The 17275-nt window shown below is 73.3% G+C and carries 16 protein-coding genes; 7 read left to right on the forward strand and 9 right to left on the reverse strand.

Translation table 11 applies throughout. The features are described from left to right. Positions 1-227: 227 nt before the first annotated feature. On the reverse strand, positions 228-1214 hold the full coding sequence (locus WMF42_RS28925) for a hypothetical protein (protein WP_061607460.1): 987 nt from the start codon (positions 1212-1214) through the stop codon (positions 228-230). Between the two features lie 117 nt (positions 1215-1331). Then, positions 1332-2210: a hypothetical protein gene (locus WMF42_RS28930; RefSeq protein ID WP_437686143.1), complete on the reverse strand. Its 879-nt coding sequence runs from the start codon at positions 2208-2210 to the stop codon at positions 1332-1334. 379 nt (positions 2211-2589) lie between these two features. Between WMF42_RS28930 and WMF42_RS28935 the strand changes: the two genes are divergently transcribed. The 6 genes from WMF42_RS28935 to WMF42_RS28960 all read left to right on the forward strand — a co-directional run bounded on the left by WMF42_RS28935 (position 2590) and on the right by WMF42_RS28960 (position 8536). After that, positions 2590-2721, forward strand: coding sequence for a hypothetical protein (locus WMF42_RS28935; RefSeq protein WP_267888070.1), 132 nt, complete (start codon positions 2590-2592; stop codon positions 2719-2721). Between the two features lie 89 nt (positions 2722-2810). Further along, complete coding sequence (locus WMF42_RS28940; protein WP_061607458.1) at positions 2811-3593, forward strand: ABC transporter permease; 783 nt, start codon at positions 2811-2813, stop codon at positions 3591-3593. Further along, on the forward strand, positions 3593-4645 hold the full coding sequence (locus tag WMF42_RS28945) for an ABC transporter substrate-binding protein (protein WP_061607457.1): 1053 nt from the start codon (positions 3593-3595) through the stop codon (positions 4643-4645). The genes WMF42_RS28940 and WMF42_RS28945 overlap by 1 nt, the downstream gene beginning before the upstream one ends. A gap of 130 nt (positions 4646-4775) precedes the next feature. Beyond that, a complete protein-coding gene (locus WMF42_RS28950) occupies positions 4776-6371 on the forward strand; it encodes a hypothetical protein (protein WP_437686144.1) in 1596 nt (531 codons plus the stop codon). 86 nt (positions 6372-6457) lie between these two features. Beyond that, on the forward strand, positions 6458-6889 hold the full coding sequence (locus WMF42_RS28955) for a hypothetical protein (protein WP_061612787.1): 432 nt from the start codon (positions 6458-6460) through the stop codon (positions 6887-6889). Positions 6890-7408: 519 nt separating this feature from the next. After that, entirely contained in the window at positions 7409-8536 is a 1128-nt protein-coding gene (locus tag WMF42_RS28960; RefSeq protein ID WP_061612788.1) for an SMP-30/gluconolactonase/LRE family protein, read from the forward strand. Positions 8537-8602: 66 nt separating this feature from the next. On the opposite strand, the gene WMF42_RS28965 is transcribed toward WMF42_RS28960, so the two are convergent. Continuing rightward, positions 8603-10981, reverse strand: coding sequence for a glutamine amidotransferase (locus WMF42_RS28965; RefSeq protein WP_437686145.1), 2379 nt, complete (start codon positions 10979-10981; stop codon positions 8603-8605). Between the two features lie 285 nt (positions 10982-11266). Between WMF42_RS28965 and WMF42_RS28970 the strand changes: the two genes are divergently transcribed. After that, the gene (locus tag WMF42_RS28970; RefSeq protein ID WP_061609690.1) at positions 11267-12679 is read left to right on the forward strand and encodes a PAS domain-containing protein; all 1413 of its coding nucleotides are present in this window, start codon (positions 11267-11269) and stop codon (positions 12677-12679) included. Between the two features lie 320 nt (positions 12680-12999). Here WMF42_RS28970 and WMF42_RS28975 read toward each other — a convergent pair whose 3' ends face one another. The 6 genes from WMF42_RS28975 to WMF42_RS29000 form a co-directional block, all read right to left on the reverse strand. After that, entirely contained in the window at positions 13000-13437 is a 438-nt protein-coding gene (locus WMF42_RS28975) for a hypothetical protein (RefSeq protein WP_437686146.1), read from the reverse strand. A gap of 7 nt (positions 13438-13444) precedes the next feature. Continuing rightward, positions 13445-14284: a DUF4159 domain-containing protein gene (locus WMF42_RS28980; protein WP_233561903.1), complete on the reverse strand. Its 840-nt coding sequence runs from the start codon at positions 14282-14284 to the stop codon at positions 13445-13447. Then, on the reverse strand, positions 14281-14916 hold the full coding sequence (locus WMF42_RS28985) for a hypothetical protein (RefSeq protein ID WP_061609693.1): 636 nt from the start codon (positions 14914-14916) through the stop codon (positions 14281-14283). The genes WMF42_RS28980 and WMF42_RS28985 overlap by 4 nt, the downstream gene beginning before the upstream one ends. 329 nt (positions 14917-15245) lie before the next feature. Beyond that, positions 15246-15923: a hypothetical protein gene (locus tag WMF42_RS28990; RefSeq protein WP_437686147.1), complete on the reverse strand. Its 678-nt coding sequence runs from the start codon at positions 15921-15923 to the stop codon at positions 15246-15248. A 299-nt stretch (positions 15924-16222) separates the two neighbouring features. After that, the gene (locus WMF42_RS28995) at positions 16223-16477 is read right to left on the reverse strand and encodes a hypothetical protein (RefSeq protein WP_437686148.1); all 255 of its coding nucleotides are present in this window, start codon (positions 16475-16477) and stop codon (positions 16223-16225) included. A gap of 346 nt (positions 16478-16823) precedes the next feature. After that, positions 16824-17123: a 4Fe-4S dicluster domain-containing protein gene (locus WMF42_RS29000; RefSeq protein ID WP_061609695.1), complete on the reverse strand. Its 300-nt coding sequence runs from the start codon at positions 17121-17123 to the stop codon at positions 16824-16826. Positions 17124-17275: the final 152 nt, after the last annotated feature.

The following is a 17275-nucleotide window of genomic DNA, read 5'->3' on the forward strand; positions in this document are numbered from 1 at the left end:
GCAAAGCCACCGCCGTCATCACCCCGACGCCCATGCTCACCTTCACCACGAGGCAAGGCATGACATCGAGAAACAGGAGATCTTCGTGGAAAACGACAAGTCAAGGCCAGACCGGCGCAGGTGCCGCGGGTCGTAAGGGGTAGCGCGCGTGCGGCCCAGCGTCGGGGTGCCGTCCATGATGCGCTATGATTCCCGACGCGCGTCAAAGTGATCACCAGAAGCCCGGCTCAGAAGGTGTGCACGATCCCGACGCTCGCGAGCGGCGAAATCACAGGGGTTTCGGCGATCGTCTCCGCCGGAGACCCGATGGTGAAACGACGACGAAACAACGGCACGGCGAGGCCCGCCTCGACTTCCAGGGCCGTGCTCACGCCGAGCGATAACGCGGCGCGCGCGAGGCCGCCGGCGCTCCACCACGATCGCGCGGCGGACTCCGGGCTCGTGATCCCCTGTCCCGTCGCATCGAGCCAGCCGCCGGACGCCGTGATGCACGGCGCTGCGCTGACGGCGCGGGCGATCTCCCAGCGCAGCGGGCATGCGGTGAGCGTGGCAGACGTCCACTGGACAGATGCTCGGTCAGCGCCCGGAATCAGGTCGTTGCGGGCGTGGATCAGCGACAGGCCGAAGGAAGGGCTCAGCGCGCTGCCGGTGCGCTGGGTCAACCGGGCGACGAGCGCGCCGCCGAGGTTCATGCCGGGCGAGACGACCTGCGTCAAGACGACCTGTGCGCCGAGCTCGAGCCGGAACGGCGGCCGCTCCGGCTCCGGCGCCGGCGCGACGACAGCGGGCTGCGGCGGCGGCGGCGGCGCGACAGGCGACGGCCGCGGCGCCGGCGGCGGCTCCGTCTCCTCGGCCACCTTGTCGAGCGCGAGCGCCGCGGTGAACGAGAGCGCCTGGACCACTGTGTCGCACGAGGTGCCGTCGACGGTCCGGATGTCCGTCGCGCCGCGCTCGTGGATCACACGCAGCTCGCCGCGGACGCGGGCCCCGACGCGCCGCAGCCGGACGCGGACCTCCCAGCCTTCCTCACCCTCCGCGGCCAGCTGCACGCGCTCGGACCGGGCGTGGATGCCCTCGTAGAGCTGCTCCGCCGTCGAGCAATCCGGCGGGGCGTCGAAGTCGACGCGAATGGGGATCGGCGCCGGCGCCGCGGCGGCCGAGGACCAACCGAGGGCGACGAGCTCGATGAACGAGATGCCGCCACCGGAAGCCACGGGCGGAAGGTGCCACGAACCGTCCGCGCACCGCCAGACGCACGTGCACCGTCCCGTCCGTGGCGGCGTAAAAATCGTGGGCCAACGCGCTGCGCTGAAGGTGCGCTGTGAGCTACCTCATCGCGCACGGCCTGCCGCGGCCATGTCTCGCTGCGCGTCGAGCCAGCGCCGCTCCTCGAGGAGGCGCTCGCGGGCGAGGACGAACGCGGGGACGACGAAGGCGCCCGTCACGGCGACGAGGATCGGGGGGATCACGAAGAAGATCAGGCCCGGGATACAGGCCGCGAGCGTCGCGTAGCCGAGCGCGCGCAGGGCGCCCGGCGGCGGGTCATCGGCGAGGACGCGCGTCGGCGCCTCGTGGAGCGCCCGCGCGTAGCGGAAGGCCAGGTACGCGACGATGACGTGCACGTGGCCCACGATGGCCAGGCTCAGGCAAACCCAGCCGTCGAAGCCCTCGAGCAGCGCGCTCCACGGGAGGGACCAGCCGCTGACGAGGCAGTAGACGACGAGGTGCAGCGTGAGCGGCGCGAGCACAGCGAAGCCGGCGAGCGGCAGCGCGACGCTGCGGCGCTCCTCCGCGTCGATCATGCAGCGCACGCGCGCCTCGGGCGCGGAGGCCTCGAGCCTCGCGCGATCGGCGTGCACGTCGCCGCTGCGCTCGATCTCGCGCGAGAGCGCGCGCCGGAGCCGCCCGGCGGCGAGCTTGCGACCGGCGGCGTACGCGAGCGCGGCCATCGCCCACGCGCCGAGCAACGCCGCCGTGGCGACGCCCTCGCGGAGGATGCCGAGGACAGACTCGGCTGCCGCCGCCGCGGCCACGACGACGAGGACGGCGCCGCCCAGGGCGGCCTGGCCGGCCAGGGACCGGGCGACGCGACGGACATAGATCCGACCGAGGCGTCCTTGAATCGCCTCGACCCGCTCGCGATGGCGCGCGAGCAGCGACTCGATATGCAAACGGGCGACGTCCTCATCATTCCGGTACGTGGCTCTCATGACGGGTTCCCTCTGGGCCCGGTGAGCGCCGGCGGACAGCGGCGCATCTCGGTGCCCTTCGTCCGGTCTGTTCAGCAAGCCCGGTGCCCGCTCGAGATGCCGTGTTTTCGAGCGCTTTCCTGGAGCATCGGCCCCGCCAGCGCCCAGCCGGTGGGCGGTCGGTGTCCACGCCGTGGACAGCCGTCGACCGCCGCGCGGCCGCACACGCCCGAGGCGCCAGCGGCCACGCTGAGGCCGCCGTCCCCTGCCGGCGGGCGGACGAGCGAGCCCGGAATGCTATCGACGGCGCAGTACAAAGTTCGTGACTTCGCCGCTGGAGGCGATGGTAGCCTCGTTCGAGGTGGAGTTTTACCAACGCATCCACCGAGGCGGTGCTCCCATGGGTGACAAATCTCCGAAGGCCAAAGAGCGACAGAAGAAGCAGGACACGGCGGATAAGAACCAGAAGAAGGCAGCCGCGACCGCCAAGGCGTCGCCTCCTCCGGCCGCGCCCGCGAAGAAGGGCAAGTAGCCCAGCTCTGACACCGCCGCGCGCGGCACCGCGCGCGGCGCGTCTCCCACCTTCCTGGCGCGGCGGCCTCGCGCTAAGAGGCCCCAGCCGTGCGACCCACGCTCCTCCACACCGTCGCGCCGCCGCTCGCCGCGCTCGTCCTCCTGCTCGCGCTCTGGGAGGCGCTCGCCCGCGCCCTGAGCATCCCCGCCTACCTCCTGCCGCCCCCCTCGGACGTGGCGCGCGCGGGCGCCGGCGACGCCGCCACCCTGCTCGCCGGCGCGCTCACGACGGCGAAGGCCGCGCTCGCCGGCTTCTGCCTCAGCGCCGCTGTCGGCGTGCTCGCGGCCGTCGCGCTCGCCTCGTCGCGGCCGCTCGAGCGGGCGCTGTATCCCTATACCGTCTTCCTGCAGACCGTCCCGATCGTCGCCATCGCCCCGCTGCTCGTGCTCTGGTGCGGCCCCGGCCTGCGCGCTGTCGCTGTCTCCGCGTTCATCGTCTCCGTGTTCCCGGTCATCGCGAACACGCTGACCGGCCTGCGTTCCGTCGAGCCCGCGCTGCGCGACCTCTTCCGGCTCTACGGCGCCCGCCGCTTCGCCACGCTCTGCAAGCTCGAGCTGCCGTCGGCGCTCCCGCACATCGTGACCGGGCTCCGGATCGCGGCGGGCCTCGCCGTCATCGGCGCCATCGTGGGGGAGTTCGTCGCCGGCTTCTCGGAGGACGCCGCCGGCCTCGGCATCCTGGTCCTCTCGGCGTACCGCCAGCTTCGCACGGATCTGCTGTTCGCCGCCGTGCTGCTCGCCTCCGGGCTCGGCCTCGCGCTGTTCGGCGCCGTCGACCTCGCCGGCAAGCGGCTCTTGCGGCGCTGGCATCCTTCGGAGATCAATCGGTGATGCACTCCTTCGACAGCCGCCGGCTGTTCCTCCAGCGCCTCGCCTCGCTCGTCGCCGTCCCCCTCCTCGCCCCGGCCTGCTCGCGCTCGCAAGCGCCCGAGGGCGACGGGCGCTCATCGGCCGCCTCCGCGCCAGGGAGCGCGCCGGCCGCCTCCGCGCCAGGGAGCGCGCCGGCCGCGAAGGTGAAGCTCGCCCTCAACTGGGTCCCGGAGCCCGAGTTCGGCGGGTTCTACGCCGCGCGCGAGGCGGGCGCGTTCGCGAAGGAGGGGCTCGACGTCGAGATCCTCGGCGGCGGCGCCGGCGTGCCGGTCGTCCAGATGGTGGCCGGCGGGCAGGTCGATTTCGGCATCGCCGGCGCCGACGAGGTGCTCACCGCCCGCGCCCGCGGGGCCGACGTGCTCCCGCTCTTCGCCGTGTTCCAGACGTCGCCGCAGGCCATCATGACCCACGAGAGCCGCGGCGCGAAGGGCATCGCCGACGTGCTCAAGTCGGGCACGCTCGCCATCGAGCCGGGCCTGCCCTACGCCGCGTACCTCAAGAAGAAGTACGGGTTCGACAAGGTGAAGGTCGTGCCGTACGACGGCGGCGTCGCGCGCTTCGTCGCGGACAAGGACCTCTCGCAGCAGTGCTTCATCACCGCCGAGCCGATCGCGGCGAGGCGCAAGGGCAGCGATCCCGCGACGTTCCTCGTGGCCTCCGAGGGGTTCAACCCGTACGTGGTGGTGGTGATCACGCGCGCGGCGCTCTGGAAGGAGAACCCGGAGCGGGTCCGCGCGTTCGTCCGCGCCACGCGGGAGGGCTGGCGCGCGTACCTCCAGGATCCGGCCCGGGCCAACGCGGTCATGGCCAAGCTCAACACGTCGATGGACGCGGAGACCTTCGTCGCCGCGGCGGAGGCGCAGCGGCCGCTCATCGAGACCCCGGAGGTGAAGGAGAAGGGCCTCGGCGTGATGACCCGCGAGCGCTGGGAGACGCTCGCGAAGCAGCTCGTGGATCTCGGCGTGCTCGAGAAGGTGCCGCCGATCGACGACCTGCTCGTCGCCGCGGGCTGATCGCGGCGGGCGGGCGGGCTGGGCGCGAGCGCGGGCCAGGGATCGCGTCGCGCGAATTCGTCTAGAATACGGCCCGCGCCGTCGCGCGCCCACGGCGCTGCCGCGCCACAACGCAAGGAAAAGCGCCTTCATGGCTTTCACGCATCGACCTCGGGCCAGCCGGCTCCCGCTCGCCTCGCTGCCCATCGCGGCGGCGTACGTGGCTGCCGCCGTCGCCGGCGCCCTCGCCGCCGGCGCGTGCGGCGAGGAGTTCACGGCCCGCCCGCCGGGCATGACGTCGACGAGCTCGAGCACCGGCGGCGGCGGCGGCGGCGACGGCAGCGGCGGCAGCGGCAGCGGCGGCAGCGGCGGCAGCGGCGGCGACGGCGACGGGTGCCCGGGCGACGAGGTGACGTGCGACGGGGCGTGCGTCGACGTGAGGACGGACGCGGAGCACTGCGGCGCGTGCGACGTCGCCTGCTCGACCTTCGGCGGCACGCCGAGCTGCGTCGAGGGCGTCTGCCAGTCGCCGGCGTGCGAGGAGAACCGCGGCGACTGCGACAAGGGCCCCGAGAACGGCTGCGAGGTGGACCTCCTCTCGAGCACCGCGCACTGCGGGAGCTGCGACAAGCCGTGCAGCGGCCAGTGCGTGCAGGGCGCGTGCGTCGTGCCGAAGCACATCGCGGCGGGCACGGATTACACGTGCGCGGTGCTCAGCGACGGCACGGTCTGGTGCTGGGGCAGGAATACATGGGGCAACCTCGGCGACGGCACGCTCCAGCAGGATCGGCAGATCCCCCGGCAGGTCGTCGGCCTCGGCGGCGCCGCCGACCGGGTCGCCGCGAGCCTCTCGTCGGCGCGCACGCACACGTGCGCGGTGCTGACGGACGGCGCGGTGGCGTGCTGGGGCGCAGGCAACAGCGGGCAGCTCGGCGACGATGAGGCGATGAACGCCCTCTCCCCGGTGCGCGCGAGGGACCTCACGGGCGCGACCCAGGTCGCCGTCGGCGGGACCCACACGTGCGCGGTGACGGCGTCGCACGATCTCTGGTGTTGGGGCGAGGGCAGCTCCGGCCAGCTCGGGTACGGCGACGAGGCCGATCTGTTCGTGCCCGCCGTGGTCCTGGACGACGTGGCCTCGGTGAGCGCCGGGCTCTCGCACACCTGCGCGGGCATGATCGAGCGGATGGGTGAGCGCACGATGCGCTGCTGGGGCCACAACCAGGACGGCCAGCTCGGGGTCGGCGGCTTCCAGCCGAAGACCACGCCGACGGCCGTGGTGGGCCTGACCAGCGTCGCGCTGACGGCGGCGGGCGCCCTGCACACATGCGCGGCGCCGGCGCAGGGCGTGGCTTCCTGCTGGGGCAAGGGGGCGCAGTACCGCCTCGGGACAGGCGTCGTGAACACCGAGGCGGTGCCGCGGCAGATCCCCGAGCTCGTGGACGTGCGCTGGCTCGCGCTCGGCGCGCGGCACTCCGGCGCGGTGCTAGCCAGCGGCGAGGCGCTCCTGTGGGGCGACAACGCGAAGGGGCAGCTCGGCACCGGGACGCAGGACACCGGCTTCGCCCCGCAGCCGATCGGGCTGACCGACGTCGTCGAGCTGGCGCTCGGGGACGACCATGGCTGCGCGCTGAAGCGCACCGGCGAGATGCTCTGCTGGGGCGACAACAAGAACGGCGAGCTGGGCAACGGGACGACCGAGCCGCGGCTCGTGCCGACGCCCGTCGCCTGGCCGGCGCGGCCTTAGGCGTCCCCTCGACAGCGCCTCGCGGGACCATGTCACAGGCGTGGCGGCCCTCTCGTCCTGTCGCCGAGCCCCGATCTCCGGGGCGGGTGGCCGCGCGCCAGCCGCGGTTCCGCGCGACCGAGGCCGAGCGACGGCGTCTGTTCGAGGCGTTCCTCGAGGCCGCGGCGCGCGGCGACGCCGGCGCGCTCGCCGCGATGCTCGCCGAGGGCGCGAGCGTGACCCCCGACTCCGGCGGCAAGGCCAGCGCGGCGCGCCGGGTGCTGAGCGGCCGCGATCGCATCACGCGCTACGTCATCGGCCTCTGGCAGAAGGGCCTCTGGCAGAAGGGCGCGGGCGCGACCCCCCGGATCGCGTCGGTCAACGGCGGGCCAGCCCTCCTCGTCTACGAGGGGGCGCGGCTCGCGACAGCGATCGGCCTGGACGTCTCGCCCGCCGGCGTCGACGCCATCTGGATCATGCGCAATCCCGCCAAGCTGGCCAGGCTCGGGGCGGCGCTGCCGCTCCTCCCGATCTCCTGATCGCGCGACGCGCGCGTGATCGCGCCGGCCCGCCGCGCGCATCGGCGCGTCGCGCGGACCGGCCGGCGACATGGCATCGCGCGCGCGAGCTCACGCCGGCGCGGCGCGCCGAGCCGGACCGCGCGATATGCACCGCGCCACGCGCGCTTCAATGACAATCGATAAGAGGGCGACACCCGCCTGTACCACGCGACTGTCAACAACCGAGCAACAAGCGCGCCACCGCGTGCTCCAACAGCGTCCCAGCGGCGCGACGACACGCGATCCGACAAGGACGCAGGCTCGCAACCGGGCGACAGGACACCGCAATTCATCAGCGCGAACCGCGCGCGCCGACTCCCTCGTGCGGATTTCATGAGCCAGGGAGATTTAGCTCGACAGCCAATTGACTCATTGGCATATACTCCCACCCTCATGAACGCAGCTTGAGCTTGATGAGGCGAGCCACTCGCACCTTGGCTTCCAACACCGTTCATTTCAGCAACCCCGGTCCGCGCCTCGCGGACACAGGAGGGCTCGATGCTGTATTCTGTGCTGTCAAAACTATCGCGCTCCAGCGGAAAGGGGCTTGTCCATGGCGCCGTGGTGCTCCTCTCCGCCACATCGGCGCTGATCGCGGCTCCGGCAGAGGGGAGCCGGCGAAGCGGGATCCAGACGTTCGCCAGGATCCCGCAGAACCCCGGGTTCCCTGAGGGGATCGCTGTCGACGGCAATCGCGTCTATGTGTCTGGCCCGGCGACGTTCGGCACCGCGGGCAAGGGCCCGTCGAAGATCTTCGTCTATGGCACGAACAGCGAGGACCTGAAGAGCACCATCACGGTCGCGGGCGAGGCGCTCGGCGCCGAGCATGCGCTGAGCTGCATCGCTGTCGACGGCCCGGGGCGGGTCTACGCGCTCAGCACGCAGCTCGGGCTGTTGCGCTTCACCAAGGCTGGACACGGATATGTCCAGCAGAGCTACGGCGCTCCGCTGCCGGACCTGCCGGCGTGCGCGGCGGCCGCGCCCGGAGAGGCGTGCTCGCCGACGCCCTTCGATCTACCGCCGATCCCGAACGACATCGCCTTCGACGAGGACGGCTATGCCTACGTGACCGACTCGTTCCAGGCGACGATCTTCCGCTATGCGCCCGGGGGCGGCGCGCCGGAGATCTGGCTCCAGAGCGAGGCGCTCGCCGGAGGAGGACCCCAGCCGTTCGGCGCGAACGGGATCCGGCTCGATCCGCTGCGCGAGCACGTCTACGTGTCGGTGACCTTCTCCCTGGCGGATCCGAGCGTGGGGTCCATCTACCGGATCCCCCTCGTCGACGCGCCCGACGAGGCCGATCTGGAGCTCGTCCACGAGTACACCGGCGGCCAGGCGCCCGACGGGTTCGCGTTCGGGAGGTCGGGGAAGCTCTATGTCACGCTCGCCGGCGCCAACGCGATCTCGGTGCTCGACGAGGACGGGATCGAGACGTCGCGCATCGAGAGCTCCCCCTGCGACGAGATTCCCCTCGACGCCCCCGCCAACGTCGCCTTCAACGACGCGAAGAGCACGCTGCTCATCGTGAACCACGCGCTCCTCAGCGGGAACGCGGACAACTTCGCTGTGCTGAAGGTCGCGGTCCACGACAGGGCAGATCCGCTCGAGAGGCCGTGGCTCCCCTGAAGCGAGGCAGCCAGCCCGCGAGCGCGTGAGCGCGTGGCCGGCGGCGCGACGGGCGGCGCCCCGGCCTCACGCGAGGCCGCTGCGCCGGCGCACGATCCAGTGCGCGCCGAGCGCCACGGCGGCCGCGAGCGTCCAGGCCCACGGGGGCAGGAGCGGCGCGACGTGGCGCTCGGCCGCCACCTGCGTCGCGGCCGGCAGCGGCAGCGAGCCGGCGGCCAACGGGAGCACCGACGCGCCGCCCGTCGCGCGGGCGATCGCCTCCAGGCGGGCGACGTCGGGGCGCGGGTCGGCCCACTCGTCGCCGCCGCGCTCGCACGCGAAATCGCGCCGCGTCGTCGCTCCCTTCACGTCGCCGGCGGCGCCGCCGGCGGGGACGATCTCCACCATGGCCGCGTAGCCGCCGGGCTCGAAGCGGCCGGCCGCGAGCTCGACCGGCTCGCCGCCGCCGCCGACGCGGGCCGTCAGCGTGCGCACGACAGCGCCGCTGCCGAGGCGCGCGATCGTCACCCGGGCCTCGCCCCCCTGCCCGGCGAGCGGGCGCAGCACGAGCGTCGTCTCCTCGCCCGCGAGGCAGCCGCCGCGCGCCTCGATCGACGCGGGCTCGAAGCGCGGATCGCGCATGAGCCAGCCGAGCAGGGCGTCCCAGAACGCGCCGTGCGCGCGGCCGGCGGAGCTCGAGGCGAAGGCGCTGAAGAGCAGGCGGTGGCTGCCGTCGATCGTCAGCGCGATCGTCCGGCCGCTCTCGTGCTCGCCCAGCGAGAGCACAGGCATCGGCGCGCCCGAGGCCGTCGTGCGCGTCGGGTGCGTCATCAGCACCGTCGCCCCGGGGAGCGGATCGCCGACCACGTTGGTGCCCGGCATCTCCGGCATCTCGTCGCCGATCAGCGCGAGCAGCGGCGCGAGCACCGGCGCCGCGCGGCCCGCGGCGGTGATGCGCGGCACGAAGGCGCCGAGGTCCACCTTCGGCGCGCGGCCGATGTCGAGATCGACAGGCAGCACGCGGGCGAGCCGCGTGCGCGCGTAGTTGCCCTGCACGAAGGCGTTCGGGCCGCCCACCATGATGAGCCCGCCGCCCTTGTCGACGTACTGGGCCAGCGCCGGGAGGTGCTTGGTCAGGCCGTACGGCGCGGCGTCGAAGTCCTGCAGGACCACCGCGTCGAAGCTGGACAGGTGCACGCTGAAGAGCTCGTCCACCGGGAAGGGGATCAGCGCGAGCTCGTCGGACGCCGCGTTCACCTCGTCGCCCGGCGTGCGCAGGATGAAGAACGCGACGACGTCGACCGAGGCGTCGGCCTTGAGCCACATCCGGAGCGCGCGCACGTCGTACGTCGGCCGGCCCGCGACGTGGAGCACCCGGATGCGGTCGCGCGCGACGTCGAGGGTGATGTACCGGACGTCGTTCTCGGGGAGCTCGTCGCCCTCCGGCGCGTCGATCGCCACCTCGACGATGCGCGTGCCGGCGCGGTCGAGCGTCACGCCGAGCTCGACCGTGCCGACACCGCCCTCGACGTGCGCCGTGCCCGTCGCGAGCGTCGTGGGCGCGCCCTGCTCGCGCAGCTCGCGGGCGACGACAGGGACCGCGTCGCACTCGAGGCCACCGCTGCACCCGATGTCGATCCGGAGCGAGAGCGGCTGGTGCGCGACGGCGGCGCCGGAGGTGCGGACAGCGCGGACGCTGGCGTCGCGCGCGGACTCGGTCGCCACCGCGACGGTGTGCACCGGGATGTCGAGCCCCTCGAGCGCGGCCCGCGTGGCCGCGGCTGTGTCGTCGGGGCCCGGGCGGTCGAGGCGGCCATCCGAGACGACGACGAACGCCGACGGGCGCTCGTCGGCGGCGCGGGCGAGCGCCTCGAGCGCGGCGCTGAGGTCCGAGCGGCGCTGCGCCCGCGCCCGCGCGGGCGGCGGGGCCGCGGCGGGCGCCGCGCCTGCGTCCGCGCTCCCGGCCGGCGCCGCGGCGGCGCTCGCGGCGGCGCTCGCGCTTGGCGGCGGCGTCGTGGCGGCGGCCTCGTCCGGCGTCCGCGCGTCGGCAGAGACCGGCGCGCCCTCGCCGAAGAGGTAGCGGGAGAGCCGGACGTCGGCGCGCTTGCCGAGCTCGGCGAGCGCCTGCGCCGCGCTGTCGCGGCGGGTGCCCGCGAGGCCCGGCAGGTCCATGGATCGGGAGCCGTCGACAAGCACCACGACCTTCGGGCCCACGAGGCTGCCGCGCGAGGTGACGGCGACGGGGCGGAGGATGGCGGCGAGCAGGCCGAGCACGGCGAGCGCGCCGGTGAACGCCGTGCCGAGCGCCGCGCGCGCGGAGGCCGCGCCGGCCACCCCCGTGGCGACGCGTCCGCGCGCACGGACGAGCTCGAGCACGAGCAGCCCGAAGCTCAGCGCCGCGACGACGCACGCGACGGCGACGACGGGCGAGGAGAGATCGCCCGAGGGCGCGAGGCTGCGGGTCACGGCCACTCCAGGCGCGCGGGAGCACGAGGGAACGCGGGAGAAGAGGGAGGCTCGCCGGCGGCGCCGGAGCGGGAGAGCAACAGCGCGAACAGCGAGTCGAGGGCGCGCGGCACGGGCCGGAGCCTAGTACATCGAGGCGAGGCGTCCCACCCCGGCGCTCACCCGGCACATCAGGGCTGCATGTCCCAGCAAAGCGCCGTCTCTGCGACGGCGGACAACCCTGGACAGCCCGTCAGCAACCTTGAAACGCCGCGCGCGCTCCGCGTACCCTCGGTTACCTGGCCCATGGTGCGCGACGAGCTAGGTGAGACGGAAGCGGTTCGGCTGAGGGCTGAGAACGCGGCGCTGCGGGCCCGCGTCGAGGCGCTCGAGGAGGCGCTGGCAGGCCGGTCCGACGGTCGCGCGCCGGATCAGGACGACGGGGCGGCGCGAGGCGCGCCGGACGGCGGCGCGCCTCGGCGCACGCTGGACGGCGCCGCGCCGCTACGCCTGCCGGACGGCGCCGCGCAGGAGGGCGCCGCGCCGGGCGAAGGCGCGCACGGCGCGCCCGAGTGGCTGCCGACAGCGATGCCAGCGGTGATCCACTGGCGCGCCGACGGCACGGTGACGCGCTGGAACGAGGGCTCCGAGCGCATCTTCGGCTGGAGCGCGAGCGAGGCCGTCGGTCGCAAGCTCGCCGATCTCGTCGCCGCGGATCCCGTGTCGCCAGCGGCGGTGCAGGCGTTCGCGTTCGCCCACGCCGAGAGCCGGTTCGCCTCGGCCGCGAGCGAGGCCAGGACGAAGGACGGGCACGCGCTCTCCTGCCGGTGGACCTACGCCGTGCTGCGCGACGAGCGAGGCGACGTGCGCGAGATCGCGGCGATCGTCGACGAGATGAGCGACAGGCGGCGGCGAGAGCAGACCGTGCACGGACGGTACCAGATGCTCCTTCAGCTCGTGGACAACGCGCGCAGCTCGATCTTCGTCAAGGACATCGCGGGACGCTACGTCTTCGCCAACCGCGCTTATGCGCAGAGCCTGCAGAAGCACGTCATCGAGCTCATCGGAACGGGCGATGTGGAGAGCGACATCATCCCCCCCGAGGTCGCGGCGCTGCTCGCGGCGAAGGAGCGGGAGGTGATCGCTGGCGGTCAGGTCATGCAGTTCGAGGAGGTCCTGCCGGCCGTGGACGCGCCCCTTCATTTTTTCACGGTCAAGTTCCCGATCCACGACGAGCGGGGGGAGCCGATCGGCCTCGGCGGCATCGTGACCGAGATCACGTCGCTGAGGCGCGCGGAGGCCGAGCGGACCGCGCTCCAGGAGAAGATCATCGCCGCGCAGCAGGCGGCCCTCCGGGAGCTGTCCACGCCGCTCATCCCGCTCGCGGACCGGGTGGTGGCCATGCCGCTGGTGGGGGCGATCGACGGGGCGCGCGCGGAGCTCATCATGGAGACGCTGCTGGCCGGCATCAGCAGCCAGCGCGCCCACACCGCGATCCTGGACATCACCGGCGTGCGCGCGGTCGACACGCTCGTCGCCAACGCGCTGACGCGGACCGCGCGCGCCGCCCAGCTCCTCGGCACCCGCGTGGTGCTCACCGGCGTCCGCCCGGAGGTGGCGCAGACGCTTGTCACGCTCGGCGTGGATCTCGCCGGCATCACGACGCTGAGCACCTTGCAGAGCGGCATCGCGTACGCGCTCCGTCACGCCGGGCAGTAGCTCGCGTGTCCTGAACCCCGCCGGGGATGCCTGGCACAGCGGACGCGCGCGGCGTCTGCCACGGTTGTTCCTCGATTCATGAGAGAAGGAACCACAGAGGCACAGAGGGCACAGAGGAGAGAAAAAGAAACTCTCTCACTCTCTCCCGCTCTCACTCTCTCCCCTCTGTGCCCTCTGTGCCTCTCTGTGGTTCCTCTTCTTCTCCATCCCCGGATCAGCGACGAACGTGAGAGACGGCGACACAGGCTCTCTCCCTGGCGCCTCGACGGCTCGATCCGTCTCGCCCGAGCACCGCGCCAGATACCGCGGTGGCGCGCCGGTCAGCCAGCTTCCGTGAGGTACCGGAGGAGCGTGGCCTCGTCGGTCGTGATCAGCCGCTCGATCCCGTCCTGCCTCGCGTAGCGCTGGATCTGCAGCGCTCCGACGACGCTCTGCACGAGCACGCCGACCCTCCGGAACCCGCGCAGCCAGCGCGGCCGGATGCGCTCCAGGGCGGCCTCGAACGAGGGGTCGTTCCGGCCGGGAGCGGCGCGGACGTCGACGAGGAGGCAATACCGCGAGCGGCCAAGCCCGTCCAGGACACGGCAGAGCGCCGCCTTCACGGCCTCGAGCTCCTCGACGGAGGCGAACGGCCTGCTGGTGCGCACGTTCCAGACGATGCCCAGCGGCTCGTCGACCAGGACCGTGTAGTGATCGTCCTGCCAGACCGGCCTCGGCGCGGGGGTGAGCTTCGGCGCGGGGGTGAGACGATCCGGCATGGCCAGCTCACGGCGCGCCGGGGAGCGCGGGCGAGGAGCGGGGTCGCGCGTCGTCCATGGCGCGGCGGCGCATCAGGAACGGCGCGTGGACCTGGTCGTCCTTGTAGTTCGAGCAGAGCACGTACATCGCGATGTTCACGGCGAGGCGGAACGCGCGCTCGCGCTGCGCCTCGCCCCCGGGCGTGACCTCGACGCTCGGGCCGCCGCCGTCGGAGCGGGCCAGCGCGCCGGCGAGATCGTGGTCGGAGAAGATCACCTGCGGCATGCCGCCGCGCACGATCGCCGAGAGCTTCTGCGGCCCCTCGACGCGGCCGACGGCGCGCGGGAGGAGGTAAAACGAGCGGAAGACGACGTTCTCGGTGCCGATGGGGATCGGCGAGCCCTCCGGCAGGACACGGGCGAGCTCGCGCCGCGCGGCGCGGCCGAAGGCGCCGGTCCCCGGGGAGAAATCGTCGACGAGCAGGACGCCGCCGAGCGCGAGGAAGCGGCGCAGGCCCAAGACCTCGCGCTCGGTGAGCGGCGGGAGATCGCCCTCGCCCCCCCAGAACGCGAACGGCTCGGCGAGCAGCGCGGGGTCGTCGGCGCGCACGGTGGTCGGGTTGCGACGCGCGGGCGCGCTCGTCCGGCGCTCCAGCTCGAACGACCAGCGCGCCGGCGCCGTGGCGCGCACGCCCTCCCAGCGCGCGTTGCCCGTGAGCAGCGGCCGCGGGTTCCACGCCCCCTCCTCGCCGAAGGCGCGCACGGGGCGCGGGATCGCCGAGAGGAGCAGCGCCGAGACCAGCACCAGCGCCGCGGCGCCGAGGCGGCGCGGCCGCAGCGCGCCCGCGAGGCCGATCCACCGGTTCAATCGAAGTCCTCGACCCGCCATACGCCCGCCTCGCGCCGGAGCTTCACCTCGTGCCCGCCAGGTATCTGGACCGTCGCGGTGTCGCCGGCAATCTTGACCTCGAGGCCCTCGGGCTGGGCGAGCCCCTCGACGAGCGAGCGGAGGTCGCCCTCGATGGCGCTGCGCGTGGCCGGCGTGAGCACGCGCAGCAGGCCGGCGTAGCTGCGGCGCGCGAGGACGCGGCGGAGCTGCTCGAGGGCCTGCTCGGGGGTGCGGCCGCCCGCGGGCAGCGCGTCGGCGGCCGAGATCCGGAAGGCGCGCTCGCTGTCGTCGAGCTCGAGCGTCGCGATCTCGCCGTCGGGGTAGCGGACGCGGGCGCGGGTCTTGATGACCACCCCGGGCGCCGTGAGGCTCCTGGCCTGCTCGGCCAGCTCGGCCCGCGCCTCGGCCACGCGCCGCCGCACCTCGTCGCGCGACATCGCGGTGCGGCTGCGCTCGCTGAGCATTCCGTGGATGGCGTCGGCGTCGCCGCGCGCGGCCGCGTCGGCGTAGGCCTGCACCGCATCCCTCGGATCGGGGAGCGAGGACGACGCGCAGGCGAGGCCCGAGAGCGGCGCGAGGAGCGCGAGCAGCGAGGGGAGAGCGCGCGGCACGGCCCGGAGCGTAGTACATCGGCGGCGGCGCGTCCCAGCGCCGTGGAGGAGCGCGGCGGCCCGCGAGGCGCCCGGCCATGGTAAGGCGGGAAGCTCTGGGGGGTCTGCCACACGCTCCGCCACGACGGCATCGATTACGGGGACGACATCGAGCCGATCGTGTTCTTCACGAAGGGCGCGCGACGGAGCGGGCCTGGATCCACGACGCGCGGACGGGCGTCCCGTCGATCACGAGGACGCGATCGACGGGTACCTGTTCGACGAAGACCACTTGCTCATGGCCGAGGGCGGCGCGACAAGCCGAGCGCGACCCCGGCGTGACAGCGCGGCTAGGCGCTCGTCCTGCGCGTCCCGAGCGCCATCATCGCGTCCCAGAACATCTTCTCATAGGCCTGGAACAGCCTCGTCGTGCTGCGGATCGCCCGGGGCTCCACGCCGCTATCCAGCCCGTCTTGCACGATCGCGATCGCTGTGTCCTCGAACGACGGCAGCGCCGCGAACGCGTCGAGAAAGGCGGTGTGCTCCGGGCCGAAGCCGTACCGGTCGCGCAGCGCTCGGGCCATCCTGCCGCAGTTGAACCCCCAGGCAGGGAAGTTGATGAGCAGGGCGCACGCGATCTCGGCCGCAGACGCGTTGGCCGCCGCCCAGGCCATCTGGGTCGCGTAGGCGAACCCCTCGGGGGTGACCTCGTACCGATCCAGGTCGTCGCTCGTCATGCCGAGCTTCTGGCCGATAACGGCGATCCCGCCCGGCGCCGCGAGCTCGCCCTGGAGCACGCCGCTCCAGAAATCGCGCCACGGCGTGCCCGCGAAGCGCTGGAGCATCATCGCCATCGAGCGCAGATCGCTGAGCGCCACGTGGTGCTGGTGACCCGGAAAGGCCTTCAACCCCTCGAGCGTGACCTCGCCCCGCGCAATGGCGTCCGGATAGGGGTGAGCCCTCAGCTCGTCGTCGATGCGACGGAGCTCCTCGCGAATGTCCTTCACCAGCGCGGCCGCGGCCTTCATGGATGCCTCCTCCCGATCGGGCGCCATCCTATACCCGCGTTGCCGCCGAGATCACGAGCCTCGCCGCGCGCTACCCGAAGGCGCGCGGGCTCGCTTGCGCCTCCCGCACCCGCGCGAGGATCGCGCCGGCGACCTCCTGGGCCGACCAGCCCTCTGCCAGCCAGCGCAGCGGTCCGTCACGGCCCGGTGGGCGAGGGCCGCCGCGCAGGCCGCGAAGAAGAGGTCGCTCATGACGAGCTCCCGGTAGGGACGACGGAGCTGTATCTCCAGGGCGCCGCTTCCGGCGTGATCGCCCGGCTTCATCGATATTCCTCTTCGCCGGCGGAGGCCGCCTCGATCAGCCGCGCAGCGAGCAGCTCCGCGTCGAGGGCCGCCTGGTGCTCGGTCAAGAGCAGCGTGTCGCCGCCCCGGTGGGCGGCGACCCAGGGCAGCACGCGCGCGTCGCCGATCACCTTGTCGCGGCTGCCAAGGAGGACGAAGACGCCTCGCCCGTCAGCCCCGCCGGAGAGGCGAGGAAGGGAAGAACGCCCTTCGTCCCGGGCGGCGTCATGCACGCGAGCGCCACACCGGCGAGCCCGATGAACATCACGCGCGCCTGGAAGCCGACAGGGATGCGGAGCACGAGGAAGGAAGGACAATGAAATCCGGGCGACTCCGGGCTGTCAACGCCCGCAGCCCTGTCCCCATCCCTCCCGCATCGAGCTCCGCCGCGCCCGGGCCGCTGTCAGGCCCTCTCCGGCGCGCGCTCCTTGGCGCAGCAGCGCTCTACCCACGCGACGAGGCGGCGGTTGTAGAATACCCGGTGGATCGGCTTGCCGTTCTCCGCGAGGTGGTGGTCGCCGCCGGGGAAGCGGATGAGGTCGCCCGAGGCGCGCTGTCGCGAGGAGGTCGCCAGGCGGCTCAGCCGGGCTGCGCGAAGAAGCGGGCGTTGATCTCCCGGTAGTGACGCCACTCGTCCGGCAGGTCGTCCTCGTCGAAGATGGCGTCCACCGGGCACTCGTCCACGCAGGCGCCGCAGCCGATGCACGACTCCGGATCGATGTAGAGCTGGAGCCGCGCGAGCCGCGTCTTCCGCTCTTCCTGCGGGATGCGCGCGATCTCGTCGGCCGGGAGCGGCCCGTGGATGCACTCCACGGGGCAGACGGAGACGCAGGCGGTGTCGCAGGTGGCGACGCACGGCTCGGCGATGACATGGGCCATGAGGGTTCCTTTCCGCGACGCGGTCGTCGCCGCGCCGCCTCGTGGGGCTTCTGCGCTCGACGTCCGGTCGTCACCGAGGGCTCAGCACGGCGCATGCCCGCGGCCCGAGCCGCGTTTCCCGCGGTCGCGCGGCCCTTGTGCGGCCCGGGCAA

This window comes from Sorangium sp. So ce176, assembly GCF_051519835.1.
Lineage (GTDB): Bacteria > Myxococcota_A > Polyangia > Polyangiales > Polyangiaceae > Sorangium > Sorangium cellulosum_G.